This is a genomic window from Dactylosporangium darangshiense (assembly GCF_039537565.1).
GTDB lineage: Bacteria > Actinomycetota > Actinomycetes > Mycobacteriales > Micromonosporaceae > Dactylosporangium > Dactylosporangium darangshiense.
The window spans coordinates 60,102-78,774 of the sequence record NZ_BAABAT010000022.1 but is presented as its reverse complement, the minus strand read 5'-3'; the positions used below and the strand labels follow the sequence as shown (position 1 = coordinate 78,774).

The 18,673-nt window shown below is 74.7% G+C and carries 12 protein-coding genes; 8 read left to right on the top strand and 4 right to left on the bottom strand.

All coding sequences use genetic code 11. The features are described 5' to 3' along the window. Positions 1-41 precede the first annotated feature (41 nt). A complete protein-coding gene (locus tag ABD901_RS33125) occupies positions 42-281 on the bottom strand; it encodes a hypothetical protein (RefSeq protein WP_345132852.1) in 240 nt (79 codons plus the stop codon). Here ABD901_RS33125 and ABD901_RS33120 point away from each other — a divergent pair. The 8 genes from ABD901_RS33120 (at position 280) to ABD901_RS33085 (ending at position 14,894) form a co-directional block, all read left to right on the top strand. Next, on the top strand, positions 280-1,791 hold the full coding sequence (locus tag ABD901_RS33120) for a phytoene desaturase family protein (RefSeq protein WP_345132851.1): 1,512 nt from the start codon (positions 280-282) through the stop codon (positions 1,789-1,791). The genes ABD901_RS33125 and ABD901_RS33120 overlap by 2 nt on opposite strands. After that, the gene (locus ABD901_RS33115; protein WP_345132849.1) at positions 1,788-2,600 is read left to right on the top strand and encodes a fatty acid desaturase; all 813 of its coding nucleotides are present in this window, start codon (positions 1,788-1,790) and stop codon (positions 2,598-2,600) included. The genes ABD901_RS33120 and ABD901_RS33115 overlap by 4 nt, the downstream gene beginning before the upstream one ends. An 18-nt stretch (positions 2,601-2,618) precedes the next feature. Next, on the top strand, positions 2,619-3,224 hold the full coding sequence (locus ABD901_RS33110) for a TetR/AcrR family transcriptional regulator (protein WP_345132847.1): 606 nt from the start codon (positions 2,619-2,621) through the stop codon (positions 3,222-3,224). Positions 3,225-3,497: 273 nt separating this feature from the next. Continuing rightward, a complete protein-coding gene (locus tag ABD901_RS33105) occupies positions 3,498-6,854 on the top strand; it encodes a S8 family serine peptidase (RefSeq protein ID WP_345132845.1) in 3,357 nt (1,118 codons plus the stop codon). Positions 6,855-6,946: 92 nt separating this feature from the next. Further along, entirely contained in the window at positions 6,947-7,954 is a 1,008-nt protein-coding gene (locus ABD901_RS33100) for a zinc-binding metallopeptidase family protein (protein WP_345132843.1), read from the top strand. Positions 7,955-8,000: 46 nt separating this feature from the next. Next, positions 8,001-11,372, top strand: coding sequence for a transglutaminase family protein (locus tag ABD901_RS33095; RefSeq protein ID WP_345132841.1), 3,372 nt, complete (start codon positions 8,001-8,003; stop codon positions 11,370-11,372). A gap of 31 nt (positions 11,373-11,403) precedes the next feature. Continuing rightward, complete coding sequence (locus ABD901_RS33090) at positions 11,404-14,034, top strand: circularly permuted type 2 ATP-grasp protein (protein ID WP_345132840.1); 2,631 nt, start codon at positions 11,404-11,406, stop codon at positions 14,032-14,034. After that, positions 14,031-14,894 (top strand): transglutaminase family protein, encoded by an 864-nt coding sequence (locus ABD901_RS33085; protein ID WP_345132838.1) that lies wholly within the window; start codon positions 14,031-14,033, stop codon positions 14,892-14,894. Before ABD901_RS33090 ends, ABD901_RS33085 begins: the two co-directional genes overlap by 4 nt. Before the next feature lie 191 nt (positions 14,895-15,085). Here the strand turns inward: ABD901_RS33085 and ABD901_RS33080 are convergent, their stop codons facing one another. The 3 genes from ABD901_RS33080 to ABD901_RS33070 are packed head-to-tail and all read right to left on the bottom strand — an operon-like array spanning position 15,086 to position 18,647. Then, positions 15,086-16,258: an NAD(P)/FAD-dependent oxidoreductase gene (locus ABD901_RS33080; protein WP_345132836.1), complete on the bottom strand. Its 1,173-nt coding sequence runs from the start codon at positions 16,256-16,258 to the stop codon at positions 15,086-15,088. Between the two features lie 39 nt (positions 16,259-16,297). Then, positions 16,298-17,626, bottom strand: a complete 1,329-nt coding sequence (locus tag ABD901_RS33075; RefSeq protein ID WP_345132833.1) for a 6-phospho-beta-glucosidase — start codon at positions 17,624-17,626, stop codon at positions 16,298-16,300. A gap of 1 nt (position 17,627) precedes the next feature. Continuing rightward, positions 17,628-18,647, bottom strand: coding sequence for a carbohydrate kinase family protein (locus tag ABD901_RS33070; RefSeq protein ID WP_345132831.1), 1,020 nt, complete (start codon positions 18,645-18,647; stop codon positions 17,628-17,630). Between the last annotated feature and the right edge of the window lie 26 nt (positions 18,648-18,673).

Here is an 18,673-nt window from a genome sequence, read left to right as displayed (position 1 = left end):
CCGGCCGGCCCGACGTCGTTGCGGGCCGGCCGGATGTGCACTCAGGCCGCGCCGACCTTGGCCTCCGGGTCCGGGTGGATCCGGGTGGCCTCGATGCGCTCGACCTTCTTGACCGTGATCTTCATGCGTGTCTCCTCGTCGTCGGGAGCGGTGGCGGCGGGCGGCTGCCCGCCGACCAGAAGGCTGCCGGAGGCCGCGTGCAGCCCGCGTGCAACCGGCGTGCAACGGCCGTCGGCGGACGTCTTGTCACGGCGTTCGTCGATGTCGTACGTTGAACACATGTTCAGAACGGACGTTCAGAACACTCTGTTCGATGTCGCCGTCATCGGCGGCGGCCTCGCCGGCCTGGCGACGGCCATGCGGCTGCAGGCGAAGGGCCGCTCAACGGTCGTGCTCGAGGCGCACGGCCACGCCGGCGGATGCGCCGGCTACTACCGCCGCCGCGGCTTCTCCTTCGACGTCGGCGCGACCACGCTGGTCGACTTCGAGCCCGGCGGGGTCGGCGCCGAGTTGTTCGACGCCACCGGCATGCCGGCGCCGCCCGCCGAGCGGCTGCCCGGCTACGTGGCCTGGCTGCCCGACCGCACGGTCGTGCTGCACCGCGACCAGCGGGCGTGGCGCGACGAGCGGCTGCGCACGCTCGGCGACAGCCCCGCGCACCGCGCGTTCTGGCGCCGCCTGGACCGGCTCGCGGAGGCGTTCTGGCGTGCCAGCCGGGCCGGGGTGCGGATGCCGATGCGCGGCCTCGCCGACGTGGTCCACAATGGACGGATCGTGCGCGCCCGCGACCTCCCGCTGGCGCGGCACCTGGGCGACACGCTCGGCGGTGCGCTGCGCCGGCACGGGCTGCGCGGCGACGACCGGCTCGTCGGGCTGCTGTCCATGCTCGTCGAGGACACCGTGCACAGCACCGTCGACCGGGCGCCGCTCATCAACGCCGCGCTCGGGATCACGATCCGCGGTGCCGGGCTCAGCCGCGCCGCCGGTGGCATGCGCGGGTTCTGGCGGGCCATCGTCGGGCACTACAAGAGCCAGGGCGGGACGTTGTACTGCGGGTGGCGCGCCACGTCCGTCGCCGGGCACGAGGGCGACTTCCGCGTGCACGGCGCCCGCGGCACCGTGCGCGCCCGGCAGGTCGTCAGCGCGCTGCCGCTCGCCACCACCGCCGCGCTCGCCGAGGTGCCCGGGGTGGCGACGGCGCTGGCGCCGTTCGTGCGCCGCGACGCCGGCGAGCAGGGCGGGGCCGTCGTGGTCTTCCTCGGCGTGCCCGAGGACGAGGTCGGCGGGCAGGCGTTCACCCACCACCAGCTGCTGCGCTCGTACGGCGAGAGCCTCGGCGACGGCAACAACATGTTCGTCTCCGTCTCCTCGCCCGGCGACACGGCCAGCGCGCCGCCCGGGCACCGGGCCGTCATGCTGTCCACCCACACCGACCTCGCCGACTGGGAGGACCTCGACGACGCCGGGCACGCCGAGCGGCGGGACAAGGTCGCCGGCATCATGATCGAGGAGGCGCGCCGGGTGTACCCGCGGCTGGCCGAGCGGCCCGTCGTGCGCGAGGTCGGCACGCCCCGGTCCTACGCGCGGTACACCTCCCGCCCCCGCGGCGCCGTCGGCGGGGTCCGGCAGAGCCCGGCCAACGCCAACCAGCACGCCGTGCCGCACGACATCGGCGTGCCCGGGTTCTGGCTGGCCGGCGACTCGACGTGGCCGGGCCTGGGCACCGTCGCCTGCGTGCTCGGCAGCCGCATCGTCGCCGAGCGGGCGCTGCGCCGGGGCAGGGCCGCATGAGAACCGTGGACCGGCCCGCGCTCGCCGACCTCGGCACCGACCTGCTCGACACCGGCCGGGGCAGACGGGCGCTGGCGCTGGCCCGTCCGGCGGCCGGCATCGCCCTCTACGCCGCCGTGAGCTGGGCCGCGCCGGGCCGGCCGTGGCTGTGGCTGCTCACGCCCCTCGTCGTGTTCGGCGTCTTCGTCGCCGTCGTCACCGTGACGCACGACGTCGTGCACCGGGCGATCGGGCTGGGCTCCCGCGGTACCGAATGGGCGCTGTTCTTGTGTGGTCTGGTGTTGCTGGAGAGCGGGCACGCCTATCGCGCGACGCACCTGCAGCACCACCGGCGCTTCCCGCGCGACGACGACCCCGAGGGCTACCCGGCGAAGATCAGTGCGGTCGGCGCGGTGCTCTACGGGCCGGTGTTCCTGGCGCGGCTGTGGTGGTGGGCGTTCCACCGCGCAAGGACCGAGCGGGGGTGGCTGCTCGCCGAGGCCGCCGCGCTGCCGGTCGCCGCGACGGCCGGGGTCCTGCTGTGGCCGCGCACGCCGGCCGTGCTCGCCTACGTCGTCATGGCCGTCGCCGGGAGCTGGGTGTACCCGCTGCTCACCGTGCACCTGCCGCACGACCAGCACGGCGACTCGCCGCTCACGCAGACCCGCACGCTGCGCGGCCGGATCGTGCCCGCCGTGTTCCTCGAGCTCACCTACCACCTCGAGCACCACCTGTACCCGCAGGTGCCGAGCCACCACCTCGCCGAGCTCGGCCGCCGGCTCGACCCGTTCCTGGCCGCCAACGGGGTCCGCCCGCGCCGCGTGCCGTGACAGCTACTGTCGTCACCGATGAACCGCAAAGCCGAGGCCCGCGACCGCATCCTGCGCGCCGCGATCGACACGCTCGCTAGGCAGGGGTTCGCGGCCGCGACCGCGCGCGCGATCGCCGTCACCGGCGGCTTCGCGCCCGGCGTCATCTACTACCACTTCGACGACCTCGACGACCTGTTCCTGGCGGCCATGCGCTACACCAGCGACCAGCGCATGGAGCGCTACGTCGAGCGCACCGCCACGACCGGCGACCCGCCCTCGATGCTGCAGGCGCTGCGGGAGCTCTACGCCGAGGACGTGGCGACCGGTCACATCGCCGCGGTCCAGGAGCTGGTCGTCGGCGCCGGCACCTCGGCGCGGCTGGCCGAGGGGGTGCGCGCCGAGATCGCGCGGTGGGAGGAGTACGCGGAGACGCTGCTGCGCCGCCTCACCGCCGGCACCCCGCTCGAGGACCTCATCCCGGCCCGTGCCGCCGCGACCGCCGTCATGGCCTTCTACCTCGGCCTGGAGATGCTCACCCACCTCGACGGCGACCGCGCGCGGGGCGAGGCGCTGTTCGCCGCCGCTGAGCCCCTCGCCGCCCTGCTCGGCATTTTCCTGCCGCCGCCGGACGAGCGCGCCTAGGCGGCCACTGTCGGGAACCCGACAATACGAGCCGGGTCTATGGGGCTGAGCGCATAGATCTCGATACGCTGCGTCGCACCTCGGGTTGCTCTACCCCGATAACTGTCGGAATTCAAGAACTTCCGTAGCAGGGGTGCCGCATGGCATGTTGAGCAGCGGCGCGGCAGCAGGCCCCGCGGCTCGCATCCGCGCTGGTCAAACCACCTCAACGCCCACCGTGCGTCCAAATCGGACACACGGCGATTCGGCGTACCCGAAAGAGAGGGTGAACGAATGAATCGACGGAGGTGGGCACCCGCGGCAGTCGTCGCGGCGTCGGTCCTGCCCCTGCTGGTCATGGGCCCGGCGGGCCCTGCCAGTGCGGCTCCGGCCCAGGTCGGCAAGTTCACGCTGGTCCAGTCGCTGTCGCCGTCGGGCACGACGACGTCGGCGAAGACCCCGACCAGCAAGATGGCCCAGACCGACCCGACGCTGCTCAACCGCACCGACAGCGCGCCGGTCTCGGTCGTGCTCAAGCTCGACTACGACTCGGTCGCCACCTATGACGGGAACGTGGCCGGGTACGCCGCGACCAGCCCGTCGGTGACCGGCCGGCCGCTGTCGCGCGGGCAGTCGGAGCAGCGGTACGAGCAGCGGATCGCCGGCATCGAGAGCAGGGTGCTCGGCGACGTCAACAAACGGGTCCCGAACGCCAAGGTCGGGCAGCGGCTGCGCACCGTCTACGGCGGCGTGGCCCTGACCGTCCCGGCGAACGCGGTCTCGAAGCTCCTGTCGGTGCCAGGCGTCGTCGCGGTCCAGAAGGACACGGTGAACCAGGTCTCGACGGACTCCAGCGGGGACTTCATCGGCGCGACAGCCGTGTACCCGCAGCTGGGCGGCGCGCCGAACGCCGGCAAGGGCGTCATCTTCGGCTCGCTCGACACCGGTGTCTGGCCGGAGCACCCGTCGTTCGCGGACAACGGCAACCTGGGTGCGCCGCCGGCGAAGGCCGACGGCACGCCGCGGACCTGCGACTTCGGGGACAACCCGCTGACGCCGGCCAACGATCCGTTCGTGTGCAACAAGAAGATCATCGGCGGCCAGGCGTTCCTCGCCACCTACCAGGCCAACAACAACCCGCCCGAGGTGTACACCACCGCGCGTGACTCCGACGGTCACGGCACGCACACCTCCTCCACGGCGGCCGGCGACCCGGTCGCCTCGGCAAAGGTCTTCGGCGTCGAGCGCGGGCCGATCAACGGCATCGCGCCCGGAGCCTGGGTCTCGGTGTACAAGGTGTGCGGCGTCAACGGCTGCTACAGCAGTGACTCGGCGGCGGCGGTGGCGCAGGCCATCCTCGACGGCGTCAAGGTCATCAACTTCTCGATCGGCGGCGGGTCCAGCCCGTACACCGACCCCGTGGAGCTGGCGTTCCTCGACGCGTACGCGGCCGGCGTGTTCGTGTCCGCCTCGGCCGGCAACTCCGGGCCGGGCGCGGCGACCACCGACCATGTCAGCCCGTGGGTCACCACGGTCGCGGCCTCGACCCAGAAGCGGGAGTTCGACTCCACGCTGACCGTCACCTCCAGTGACGGCGCGAAGGCGACGTTCACCGGCTCGTCGATCACCGCCGGCGCCGGCCCGGCGCCCGTGGTGTTCGCATCGGCAGCGCCGTACAACGACATCCTGTGCTCGCACCCCGCGCCGCCCGGCATCTTCGCCGGGAAGATCGTGGTGTGCCAGCGCGGCGGCGTCGTGAACGGTGTGTCGATCGGGCGCGCCGTCAAGGGGTTCAACGTCAATCAGGGCGGCGCCGCCGGGATGATCCTGTACAACCCGACGCTCGCCGACACCGAGACGGACAACCACTGGCTGCCGACGGTGCACCTGGCCGACGGCACCGCGTTCCTGGCCTTCACCGGGGCCCACCCGGGCCTCACCGCCCAGTTCACGCAGGGCGTCAAGGCGCAGGGCCAGGGCGACGTGATGGCCGCGTTCTCCTCGCGCGGCCCGGGCGACCAGTTCATCAAGCCCGACATCACCGCGCCCGGCGTGCAGATCCTGGCCGGCAACACGCCGACCCCGGACGACGTCGCCGCCGGCCCGCCCGGGCAGTACTTCCAGGCGATCGCCGGCACGTCGATGGCCGCGCCGCACGTCGCCGGTTCGGCGCTGCTGCAGCGGGCCCTGCACCCGGACTGGACGCCGGGGCAGATCAAGTCGGCGCTGATGACCACCGCGACCACGAACGTGGTCAAGGAGGACGGTCACACGCCGGCCGACCCGTTCGACTTCGGTGCCGGACGGGTGCAGGTGAACAAGGCGGCCAACCCCGGTCTCACGTTCGACGAGACCGCGGAGCGCATGTTCACCCTCGGCAAGGACCCGGTCAACGGCGTGCAGCTCAACACGCCGGCGATCGACGCACCGGTGATGCCGGGCTCGATCACCGCGACCCGGGTCGCGAAGAACGTCTCCGGTAAGAACCAGGTGTACCGCACGGAGACCACGGCACCGTCGGGCAGCTCGATCACCGTCACGCCGGCGCTGTTCACCGTGAAGGCCGGTGCCACGGTCGAGCTGAAGATCACCATCAAGTCGAACGCTCCCACCGGGCAGTACTTCGGCCAGGTGCGGCTGGTGCCGGTCGGCGGCTCGCTGCCGACGCTGCACCTGCCGGTGGCGTTCGTGCCGAAGCAGGGCGGGATCACGCTGGCCCAGTCCTGCGCTCCGACGACGGTGAACTGGCTCAAGACCACCACGTGCACGGTCACCGCCGCCAACACCACGTTCACCGACACCACGGCGGACTTCGTCAGCAACGGCAGCGTCAACGCCCTGGTCACCTCGGCGAACGGCGCGACCGTGGTCAACGCGCTGCAGGTGGAGAAGAAGGGCGTCGCGCTGTCCGGCGCGCGTCCCGGCACTCCCTCGGTCGGACCCGGGGTCAGCCCGGCCGGCGGCTACCTGCCGCTCGACCTGTTCGGCGGCACCCTCGTGGCGCCGATCGGTGACGAGCAACAGCAGAAGTACAACGTGCCGGCGTTCGTGTACAACGGGGTGACGTACGACTCGATCGCGGTCGACAGCAACGGCTACCTGATCCCGGGTGGCAGCGGCGCGTCGACCGACAACGAGTGCTGCAACATCCCCGACATCCCCAACCCGAACCCGCCGAACAACATCCTGGCGCCGTTCTGGACGGACCTGGACGGCGCGGGAGCACAGGGCATCATGGTCAACGTGCTCACCGACGGGGTGAACAACTGGACCGTCATCGAATGGCGGGTCAACGTGTTCGGCACCAACAGCGTGCGCAAGTTCCAGGTCTGGCTCGGTGACAACGGCGTGCAGGACATCTCCTTCACGTACGACCCGGCCTCCCTGGCGCTCCCGTTCGGCCAGCCGTTCCGGATCGGCGCGGAGAACTCGGCCGGCACCGGCGGCGGCCAGCTGCCGGTCGGCACGCTGCCCGCCGGCGACCTCGTGGTGACCAGCACCGACCCGGTGCCGGGCGCCGCGGTGTCCTACACCTACACCCTGCTCGGGTTGATACCCGGGTCGACGTCGACCAAGACGTCGATGGTGAGCCCGATCGTGCCCGGCACGACCGTGGTCAGCACCCCGCTGACCGTGACGACCCGCAGGTAACGCACGGCACGGCAACACCGGCGGCCGGTCCCCAGCGGGGCCGGCCGCCGGCGCACGTTACGCGGCCGCCGTGGCGGGGAACAGCATGACGCGTGCAGCCATTCGCGTGCGGCAACTGCCGCTCCCTGACCTTCTTCGGCGACCTGTCCTGCCTTGCCTGCGGCAGTGACCTCGGCTTCGAGCGTGCCGCCGGCCGCCTCGTGGCGCGCGACCGGGCGGGCGAGGCGGCCTGGACGCCGTGCGCCAACCGCGAGCTGATCGGCTGCGACTGGCTGGCGCCGGCCGCCGGTGCGCTGTGCGGGTCGTGCGGGCTGACCCGCACCCGGCCAGCCGACGGCCAGGACGCGGACATCGCCGCCTGGCGGGTCGTCGAGGCCTGCAAGCGGCAGCTGCTGGTCGACCTCGACGGGCTCGGGTGGACCCTGGCCGGGCCGCCCGCCGGCGACTCCCCGCTGCGCTTCGACCTGCTCTCCAGCGCGTACGAGCCGATCGTCACCGGCCGGGACGGCGACGTGATCACCGTCGACCTGGCCGAGGGCTTCGACCCGCACCGCGAGGCGCTGCGGGTGCAGCTCGGCGAGCCGTACCGCACCGTGCTCGGCCACCTCCGGCACGAGGTCGGGCACTGGTTCCGTGACCTGCTGGGCCGCCAGGGCCGCCTCGAGGAGTTCCCCGCCGTCTTCGGCGACGACACCACCGACTACGCGGCCGCCCTCCGCGAGCACTACGCCGGCACCGACGACGGCTCGTGGCGGCGGCAGTACGTGTCCCACTACGCCGCCGCGCACCCGGCCGAGGACTGGGCCGAGAGCTTCGCGCACTACCTGCACGTGCGCGCCGTCCTGGACACGGCCCGGGCGTGGGGGACGACGGTGGACGGGCCGGCGGCCGGCACCGGCATCGCCGGGCGGGCCGCGTTGTCGTGCGACCCGCGGCTGCCGGTGCGCCACTTCGACGATCTCGTCAGCCGATGGCTGCCGCTGACCTTCGCGCTGAACGCGGTCAACCGCAGCATGGGCCGCGACGACCTGTACCCGTTCGTGCTCGCGCCGCCGGTCCTGCGCAAGCTCGAGCTCGTGCATCGCGCGCTGGCCAGGTAGCGGCGCCGACACGAGCCGGTAACGAACGGCGGCGACACTGCCTGACGTGACCCTCACGGTTGCCCTCGAACATCGCACCGATTACCGGTTCGACCACCCGGTGGTCATCCATCCCCACGTCGTGCGACTGCGGCCCGCTCCGCACTGCCGCACCCCGATCACGGCGTACTCGCTGACGATCCAGCCGTCGGGTCACTTCGTGAACTGGCAGCAGGACCCGTTCGGCAACCACGTGGCGCGGCTCGTCTTCCCGGAGCGCGCCTCGTCGCTGACCGTGGTGGTCGACCTCGTCGCCGAGCTCACGGTCGTCAACCCGTTCGACTTCTTCCTCGAGGAGTACGCCGAGCGCTTCCCCTTCGCCTACGGCCCGACCCTCGCCGGCGACCTGGAGCCGTACCTGGCCCGGCCGGGGCGCGACCACGTCGTGCCGGGCTCGCCGCTGGACCGATGGGTCGAGGCGTTCCGGGCGGGCGGCCCGCCGCAGCGGCGGGTCGTCGACCTGCTGGTGGAGCTCAACGCCCGGCTGGCCGCCGACGTCGCCTACAGCGTGCGCCTGCAGCCCGGCGTGCAGACGCCGGACGAGACCCTGACGCTCGGCGTCGGCTCGTGCCGGGACTCCGCGTGGCTGCTCGTGGCGATCCTGCGCCGGCTGGGGCTCGCGGCCCGGTTCGTCAGCGGCTACCTGGTGCAGCTGCGCGCCGACCAGCTCTCGCTCGACGGGCCGTCCGGACCGGACCGGGACTTCACGGACCTGCACGCCTGGACGGAGGTCTACCTGCCCGGCGCCGGCTGGGTGGGGCTGGACCCGACGTCGGGGCTGTTCGCGGGCGAGGGGCACCTGCCGCTGTCGGCGACGCCGCACCCGTCGACGGCGGCCCCGATCACCGGCGCGACCGAGCCCTGCGAGGTGGAGTTCTCGTTCTCCAACACGGTCCGGCGCATCCACGAGGACCCGAGGGTCACCCGGCCGTACGACGACGGCACCTGGCAGCGCGTCGACCGCCTCGGCCGCGAGGTCGACGCGGCGCTGCACCGCGGCGACGTGCGGCTGACCCAGGGCGGCGAGCCGACCTTCGTCTCCGTCGACGACATGGAGTCCGCCGAGTGGACGACCGACGCGGACGGGCCCGGGAAGCGGCGCCTCGCCGCCGACCTCGTCGGCCGGCTCAAGCAGCTGTGGGCGCCCGGCGGCGTCGTGCACCACGGGCAGGGCAAGTGGTACCCCGGCGAGCCGCTGCCCCGCTGGCAGAGCACGATCTTCTGGCGCACCGACGCGGTGCCGCTGTGGGGCGACCCGGCCCTGCTGGCGGTGCCGCGCCCGGACGGCGAGCGGGCGGAGGACCGCGGAGACCTGCCTGACGGCGCCGACCCGGCGGCGCACGTCGCGGCCGGCGTGGCGCGGCGGCTCGGGCTGCCGCCGGCGGTGGTGCAGCCCGCCTACGAGGACGGCCGCTACGAGGCGTGGCGCCGGTCGATGCTGCCCGACGGCGAGCCGGACGGCGACGCGGGGCCCGCGGAGCCGGACGCGGTGTCGGCCGGGGAGACGCCCTCCGGTTGGGTGGTGCCGGTGTTCCGGCACCCGGACGAGGACCGCTGGGCCACCGCACACTGGCGCACCCGCCGGGGTCGGATCGTCCTCACGCCCGGCAGCTCGCCGGCCGGGCTGCGCCTGCCGCTGGACTCGATCGCCTGGACACCGCCGCCGGAGCCGGCGCACCGCGACCCGTTCGAGCCCCGCCCGGCGTTGCCCGGACGGGGCTGCGGCGGTGGCACCGGCCCGGCCGATGTCGATCCGGCGGACATCGATCCGGCGGCGGTACTGCAGGCCGGCGAGGCGCCGCGCACGGCGCTCGTCGCCGAGGCCCGCGGCGGGCTCGTCCACGTGTTCCTGCCCCCGCTGACGCACCTCGAACACGCGGTGGAGCTGCTCACCGCGATCGAGGCCGCCGCGCGGGACGCCGGCGCCCCCGTCGTCCTGGAGGGCTACCCGCTGCCGCCGGACCACCGGTTGCGTACGGTGAGCGTCACACCGGACCCGGGTGTCGTGGAGGTCAACCTGCCGCCCGCCGCCGGGTGGGACGAGTTGGTCACGCTGACCCATCAGCTGTACAGCGAGGCGCGGCTGGCCCGGCTGGGCACCGAGAAGTTCGACCTCGACGGCACCCACACGGGCACGGGCGGCGGCAACCACATCACGCTCGGCGGCCCCACGCCGGCCGACTCGCCGCTGCTGCGCCGGGCCGACCTGCTGCGCAGCATGGTCGCCTTCTGGCAGCACCATCCGAGCCTGTCGTACCTCTTCTCGGGCCGCTTCATCGGCCCGACGAGCCAGGCGCCGCGGGTCGACGAGGCCCGGCCCGAGAGCCTGTACGAGCTGCAGATCGCCTTCGCCGAGCTCGACCGCCTCGCCGGGCCGGACGTGCCCGAGCACACCCGGCCCGGTCCGTGGCTGGCCGACCGGCTCTTCCGGCACCTGCTGACCGACCTGACCGGCAACACGCACCGGGCGGAGTTCTGCATCGACAAGCTGTACAGCCCCGACTCGCCGCGCGGGCGGCTCGGACTGCTGGAGCTGCGCGCCTTCGAGATGCCGCCGCACCCGCAGATGGCGCTGGTGCAGGCGCTGCTCATCCGGGCGCTGGTCGCCCGGTTCTGGGCGGTGCCGTACCGGGCCGACCCGGTCCGCTGGGGCACCGACCTGCACGACCGGTTCATGCTGCCGGCCTGGGCCGCGGCCGACCTCGGCGACGTCCTCGCCGACCTGCGCGAGCATGGGTTCGACTTCGACCCGGCGTGGTTCGAGCCGTTCCTGGCGTTCCGCTTCCCGCGCATCGGCGACGTCGAGGTTGCCGGCGTCGAGCTGCGGCTGCACCAGGCGCTCGAGCCGTGGCACGTGCTCGGCGAGGAGGCGTCCAGCGGCGGTACCGCCCGCTACGTCGACTCGTCGGTGGAGCGGCTGCAGGTCAGCGCCGCCGGGCTGGTGCCCGGCCGGCACCTCGTGACCTGCAACGGCATCCCGGTGCCGCTGCACCCGGTGGCCGGCGCCGCGGGGCGCCTCGTCGGCGGCGTGCGCTACCGGGCGTGGGCGCCGCCGTCGGCGCTGCACCCCAGCATCGGCATCCACCACCCGCTGGTCGTCGACCTGATCGACCTGTGGAACGGGCGCAGCCTCGGCGGATGCACCTACCATGTCGTGCACCCGGGCGGGCGCAGCTTCGAGCGGTACCCGGTCAACGCCGCCGAGGCGGAGGCCCGCCGGGCCCGGCGGTTTCTCACCACCGGGCACACCCCCGGCCCGGTGGACGTGGCGGCCCTGCGCGCCGCGGCGGCCCGGGCCGCCACGGCGGAGTTCCCGATGACCCTCGACCTGCGCCGGCACCCGTCGGCGACGACGGCCGCCGGTTGGGGCCGTCACTGACAAACGCACGGTCGCACGGCAGGATGTCAGCGTGAGTGTCGCGGCGCCCCGGGCGGATGACGAGCGCCCGGTCGCGGGCTACGCCCTGCGCATCGGCCGCGGACTGCTCGAAGCCATCGCGCCCGTCGGCGTCGACGAGCTGCTCGACGCCGACGGCCGGGTCCGGCCGGCCAGCCGCGACCTGGGCGCCAGCATCGACCTGCTCGGCCCGGCCGGGCTCGCCCACCGCCGCAGCCAGGCCGCGCGGCTGGCCGAGGACGACGGCGTGACGTACGGGCTCGCCGACTCGGCGAGGGCCGCGCGCCGGTGGCTCGTCGACCCGCTGCCGCTGGCCCTCGACGCCGGCGAGTGGGCCGGGCTGGAGGCCGGGCTGATCCAGCGGGCGCGGCTGCTCGACCTGGTGCTCACCGACCTGTACGGCCCGCGGACCCTGCTGCGCGACGGGCTCCTGCCCGCGGCCGCGGTCCTGGCGCACAGCGGCTTCCTGCGGGAGGCCGACGGGATCCGGGTGCCCGGCGCACACCAGCTCTTCCTCGCCGCGACCGACCTCGGCCGGGACGCCTCCGGCCGGTGGCACGTGCTGGCCGACCGGACGCAGGCGCCGTCCGGTGCGGGCTACGCGATGGCGAACCGCCGGATCGTGTCGCAGGTGATGCCCGGCCTGCACCGCGACACCCGGCTGGCCAGGCTGCGCGGCTTCTTCCACGACATGCGCGCCTCGCTGCAGCAGATCGCGCCCAGCGGCACCGAGGCGCCCCGGGTGGTGCTGCTCACACCCGGCCCCGGCGCCGAGACCGCGTTCGACCAGTCGTTCGTCGCGACCCTGCTCGGTTTCCCGCTGGTCACCGGCGAGGACCTGGTCGTGCAGGACGGCCGGGTCTGGATGCGCGGCCTGAGCCGGCTCGAGCCCGTCGACGTCATCCTGCGCCGGGTCGACGCCGCGTTCGCCGACCCGCTCGACCTGCGCCCCGACTCCCGCCTCGGGGTGCCCGGCCTCCTCGACGCCGCCCGCCGGGGGCAGGTGTCGATCGTGAACCCGCTCGGCAGCGGCGTGCTGGAGAACCCGGCCCTGGCCGCGCACCTGCCGGCGCTGGCGCAGCGGCTGCTCGGCGAGCCGCTGCGCCTGCCGTCGCCGCGCGCCTGGTGGTGCGGCGACCCGGCGCACCTGCGCGAGGTCCAGGCCCGCTTCGCCGGCCTCGTGGTGCGGCCGCTGGCCCGCGGCGCGGGGACCTCCAGCCGGGTCGTCGCGGAGCTGAGCTCGGCGCAGCGCACCGCGCTGGCCGCCCGGATCGCCGCCGAGCCCGCGCTGTGGTGCGCGCAGGAGCCGCTGGCCCTCAGTACCGCGCCGATCGTCACCGACGGCGCCCTGGAGCCCCGGCCGGTCGTCCTGCGCGGGTTCGCGGTCAGCCGCGGCGACGGGTACCAGGTCATGCCGGGCGGGCTGGCCCGGCTCGCCGGCCGCCCCGGCACGCAGGTCGTCACGAGCGCGCTCGGCGCCGTCGCCAAGGACGTGTGGGTGCCGGCCGCGCAGAGCGTCCCCGGTGCGGCGGCGGCCGTCGACGTGGCCGGGCACGACACCGGCGACCTCGCCGCCGAGGCGGCGCTGAGCCCCGTCCCTCGCGCCGCCGAGGACCTGTACTGGCTGGGCCGCTACGGCGAACGGGCCGAGGGCGTGGTCCGCCTGCTGCGGGTGACGGACGACCTGGCGGAGGACTGGTCCCGGCGGCCCGGCAGCGCCGGCGCGGCGGCCCTGCGGGTCGTCCTCGACGTCCTGGCGGAGGTGACCGGGGTGGCGGAGGCGGACGGCTCCGGCGGCCCGCAGGCCGGCCTGCTGCGCCACGCCGTCGACGCCGCAACCCCCGGCACGCTCGGTTTCGCGGTACGCCGGACGGTCGACACCGCACACGCGGTGCGCGAGCAGCTCTCCCTCGACACGTGGCTCGTCCTGGGCGGCCTCGACCGCGTCCTCGGCGAGCTGGACGGGCTCGCGGGGCAGGCCGCGCCGGGCCTCGAGCCGGCGCTGCGGCCCACGCTCGCACGGGTGCTCGAGGGCCTGCTCGCCCTGGCGGGCATCGGCGCCGAGTCGATGGTCCGCGACAGCGCACACGCGTTCATGGAGGCCGGCCGCCGCGTCGAGCGCGCCCTGCACGTCATCGGCGTGCTGCGCGGGGCGTTCGGCACGGTCGCGCCCCCCGCCGTCGAGGCGATGGTCCTGGAGCCGGTGCTCGTCGCCGGCGAGTCGATCATCACCTACCGCCGCCGCGCCGCGGTCCGCCGCCTCGGCGCCACCGGCCCGGGTACCGCCGCCGACGTGCTCGAGCTGCTCCTGCTCGACCGGACCAACCCGCGCGCCGTCGCCTACCAGCTCGACCGCCTCACCGACGCGTTGCGCGCCCTGCCGCCGGCCGTGGATGACGGCGTCCGGGGTACCCGCGAGGACCTGACCGGGGCGCTGCTGGCCATCCAGGCGGCCGTCCGCGAGGCGTCACCGGCCCAGTGGTGCACGCCCGGGCCCGACGGCCGCCGGGCAGTGCTGCGGGCCCGGCTGGACGAGCTGACCGCAGGCCTGTCGGCACTTTCCTCGATGATCGAGACGGTGTACTTCCGCCGTCCGGCACCGCTGCGCCCGCTCTCGGCGGCCTCGGGAAGGTGGCTGCGGTGACCGTGTACGAGATCAGCCACCGGACCGCCTACGCCTATGACGACGACGTCACGACCTCGTACGGACGGGCGTACCTGCGGCCGCGCGACACCCCCGGCCAGCGGTGCCGCAGCAGCCGGATCACGGTGCGGCCCGGTACCGACGTGCTTGCCGAGCGGACCGACTTCTACGGCAACCGCGCCGCGTACTTCGAGGTGCGCACGCTGCACCGGGACCTGGTCGTCGAGGCCCGCAGCGTCGTCGAGGTGGACCGGGAACCGGTCGACCTCGAGGTCCTCGGCGCTCGCGCATGGGACCGGCTCGCGCCCCCCGCCGGCTGGGCGGACCTGGACTTCGTGCTGCCCTCGCCGCTGGTGCCGATCACCGACCGGCTGCGCAGGTACGCCGGCGGCGTCTTCACCCCCGGCCGCCCCCTCCGCGACGCGGTACCGGCCCTCGTCCACCGCATCCACGCCGACTTCCGCTACACGCCGGGTTCCACCGGCGTGACCAGCACCCTGGACGACCTCATGGACCGCGGCGAAGGCGTGTGCCAGGACTTCGCCCACCTCGCCGTGGCCTGCCTGCGCAGCGCGGGCCTGCCGGCGCGGTATGTCAGCGGCTACCTGGAGACGACCCCGCCGGCGGGCCGGCCGAAGCTGCGCGGGGTGGACGCGACGCACGCGTGGGCGTCGGTCCTGCTGCCCGAGGTCGGCTGGGTCGACCTCGACCCGACGAACGACCGCCTGATCGACTCCCGCTACGTGGTGACGGCCTGGGGCCGCGACTACGCGGACGTGGCGCCCCTCAAGGGGATCATCTTCAGCACGAGCATGTCGAGCACGCTGACGGTCGCGGTCGACGTGGAACCGCTGGACTGACCGCCCCGCCCGCCCGGGCGCGGCGTGACGGCCGCCACGCTTGATGGCCTTCGCAAGCCGTCCGCAAGTCCCCGCCAAGCCCTTGCCGGCAGTCTGTTCACCATGACGAACACGACCACGTTCTGGGCCGGCCCGACCTTCACCTCCGCCGTCAGCGGGCAGTCGTAGGTCCTGCCGTGATCGGGCTGGCCTCAGCCCAGGATCCGGGCGGCGCCGAAGCCGCCGGGCAGGCCGGCGCCCGCGGCGAACCGGCCGGGGGAGAACTGTCCGAGCCGCTCGTCGGGGTCGCCGAGGAGCAGCCGTGCGACGTGATCGCCCCACACGGGTGCGAGCTTGAACCCGTGCCCGCTCGTGCCGGCGTCGACGTACACGCGCTCGCCGACCCGGCCGGTCACCGGCTGCCAGTCCGGGCTGACGTCGTACAGCGACGCCCAGCCGCGCTCGGCCACGGCCCGGCCGCGCACCGGGGCCCGCCGGGCGGCGCGGCCGGCGAGCCACGCGGTCTCGGCCGGGGTGACGGCGGCGTCGAAGTCGTCCGGGTCGACCGGCACGGTGGGGGCCAGCGGACCGAGCAGGAACCGGCCGGGTCCGGCGGGGCGGGAGTAGTAGCCGTGCTGGACGTCGATGAGCACGTGGGGTACCGCGCGCGGGACGTCGCCCGGCGGGTGGCGCAGGCCGGCGACGACGTGCCGCTCGGCGGTCAGCGGCAGCGCCACGCCCAGCTGGGCGAGCAGCGGTCCGGTCCACGGCCCGGCGGCGACGAGCAGGCGGCCGACCTCGTGCCCGGAGCCGTCGGCGAGCAGCACCTTGACGGCCCGCGGGCCCTCGGCGACCTGGCAGACCGCGGCGTGCTCCAGCAGCGTTGCGCCGAGCGCGGCGGCGCGGGCCGCGTAGGTGAGCGCGGTCCGGTGCGGGTCGGCGTGACCGGCGTGCGTCTCCCACACCCCGATCGCGGTCCCGTCCAGGTCCAGGTCGGGGAAGCGCTGCGCCAGGTCCCGCGGCGCCAGCACCTCGTGGTCGATCCCGGCCGCGGCGAGACCGGCGGCGGTGGCGTGCACGCCGGCGGCGTCGGCGGGGCCGTGCAGGTACAGCCCGCCGGTGCGCACATAGCCGCTCCCGTTGCCGCTCCCGCCGCCGGCCCGCTCGGCGAGGTCGGCGAGGACGGCCGTGCTGTCGCGGGCGACCTCGGCGAGGAACCGGTTGGTGTAGTAGGAGCGCACGACGCCGCTGGCGCGGCCGGTCGGGCCGCCGGCGCGGTCGCCGCGTTCGAAGACGACCGTGGAGACGCCCCGGCGGGCCAGGTGGTACGCGGCGGTGAGGCCGTGCACCCCGGCGCCGATGATGCCGATGTCGTGAACGTTCACGGGTGCACCCAATCCCATCGGATCAACATGAGCTCATCGTCACCGCAGGTATGCCAGCTCCGGGAACGCGCGGCGGTAGGCGGCCAGCAGCCGGCCCGCGACCGTCACCGAGTCGACGAGCGGGTGGGTGGCGAACGCCCGCAGCGCGGCCGTCGCGGACCGGTCCCGCACCGCCTGCAGTACCGCCCGCTCGCTCGCCTTCACCGTGGCGACCAGGCCGGCCGCGTGGTCGGGCAGCGCCGCGACCCGGTCCGGCCGGGCGCCGGCGGCGTCGACCGTGCACGGCACCTCCACCACCGCGTCGTCGTCGAGGGCGGGCACGGCCCCGCGGTTGCGCACGTTGAGGATCAGGCGGGTCCGCTCGTCGCGGCCGATCGCGCGCATGAGGGCCAGGGCGACGTGCTCGTAGCCGCCGGACACGAGGTCGGTCTCGTCGCGCTCGCCGGCGCCGGCTGCCGCGCGGTTCTCCGCCTGGTACGTGCGTTCGCGTTCCAGCCGGGCGCCGTCCCACACCGCCAGCGCGTCGGCCGGGCCGGCCCGTAGCAGTTCGTAGCAGCGCCGCTGTTGCTCGAGGAGGACCTCGCCGCGGGTGGCGCCGGCGGCCCGGACCGCGGCGACGGTCTCCCGGTTGTTGTAGTAGTAGTGCAGGTACTCGTTCGGCACCGCGCCGAGCGTCTGCAGCCACTCGGCGCCGAAGAGCCGGCCCTCCTCGACGGTGGCCAGCGCGGCCGGGTCGGCCAGCAGCCCGGGCAGCAGGTCGCGGCCGTCCAGGTCGGCGCCGAGCAGCCAGCCGAGGTGGTTGAGCCCGGCGTAGTCCAGCCGCAGCCGCGCCGGGTCCACGCCGAGCGCCGCGGCGACGCGGCGGCCCAGCCCGACCGGCGAGTCGCAGATGCCGATCACCCGGTCGCCGAGGTGCGCCGCCATCGCCTCGGTCACCAGCCCGGCCGGGTTGGTGAAGTTGATGACCCAGGCGTGCGGCGCCACGGCGGCGACGCGCCGCGCGATCGCGACGGCCACCGGCACGGTGCGCAGCGCGTAGGAGACGCCGCCCGCGCCCGCCGTCTCCTGGCCGAGCACGCCCTCGGCCATGGCCACCCGCTCGTCGGTGATCCGGCCGTCGAGCCCGCCGACGCGGATCGCGGAGAAGACGAAGTCGGCGCCGTCCAGGGCCTCGGTGAGGTCGGTCGTGGCGGTGACGGCGGGCGCGTGCCCGGCGCCGCGCGCCTGTGCGGCCAGCACCCGGCCGATGGCCGCCAGCCGGTCGCCGGCGACGTCGTGCAGGGTCAGCTCGACGTCGCCGGCGGCCAGCAGCGCCCGGTGGATCAGCGGCACCCGGAACCCGCCGCCGCCAAGAATGGTCAGCCGCATCTCAGGCGGCCTCCGGCAGGCGGTCGATGGTGGCGCTCGCCCGGCGGGCGAAGCGGACCTCCCCGTGCGGGATGACGTCGTCGAGGAAGCCGTAGGCGGCGATGCGCTCCCGGTCGCCGCGCAACCGCGCCGCACGCCACCAGTCCGCGATGTCGCCCCAGCCCGGCGCGGACAGCGAACCGCCGAAGTGCCGCACGGACAGCGCCGCGACCAGGTTGGCGAAGGCGACCCGCTGCGCCAGCGGCAGCTGCCACAGGCTCGCGGCGACGAGGCCGGCGATGAAGACGTCGCCCGCTCCGGTCGGGTCGAGCACCTCGACCGGGACGGGCGGCACGCTGACGACCTCGCCGCGCTCCGAGTCGATCGCGATCGCGCCGTCCCCGCCGCACGTCACCACCGCGAGCGGTACCCGCTCCGCCAGCCGCCACAGCGCTTCGCGCGGCGTCGAGGCCCGCGTGTAGTGCATCGCCTCGACCGCGTTGGGCACGAACGCGTGACAGTCGTCGAGCACGTCGAGGGCGTCCACCGGCCAGGCCGCGCTGGCGTCCCAGCCCACGCCGCCGAAGACCAGCGTGCCCGCGTCCCGGGCCCGGCGGACCCAGGGCAGGCGCTGCGGCGTCACGCTCAGGAACGCGGCCCGCGCCGCCGGCAGCTCACCCACGAGCCCGTCGGGGTTGACCGGGACCGGGTGGGCGTGCGTGATCATGCTGCGGTCCCGGCCGTTCGCCACCGACACGGTGACCGGCGAGTGCCAGCCGGGGACGCGCCGCGACGGCGTCAGGTCGATGCCCTCCTGGCGGCTGAGGATGCGGTGGCAGAACTCGCCGTACACGTCGGTGCTGAAGGCGGTGCCGAGGCCGGTGCGCACTCCGAGCCGGCTGGCGGCGACCGCGAGGTTGGCGACGCCGCCCGGCGACGACCCCATGCCGGGCGCCCACGCCTCCTCGCCGGGGTCGGGCAGCTTCGGCAGGCCGGTGAAGATGATGTCGAGAAACACCACCCCGGGCACGAAGAGATCCATCTCGTCACCATAAACCTATGATCGCG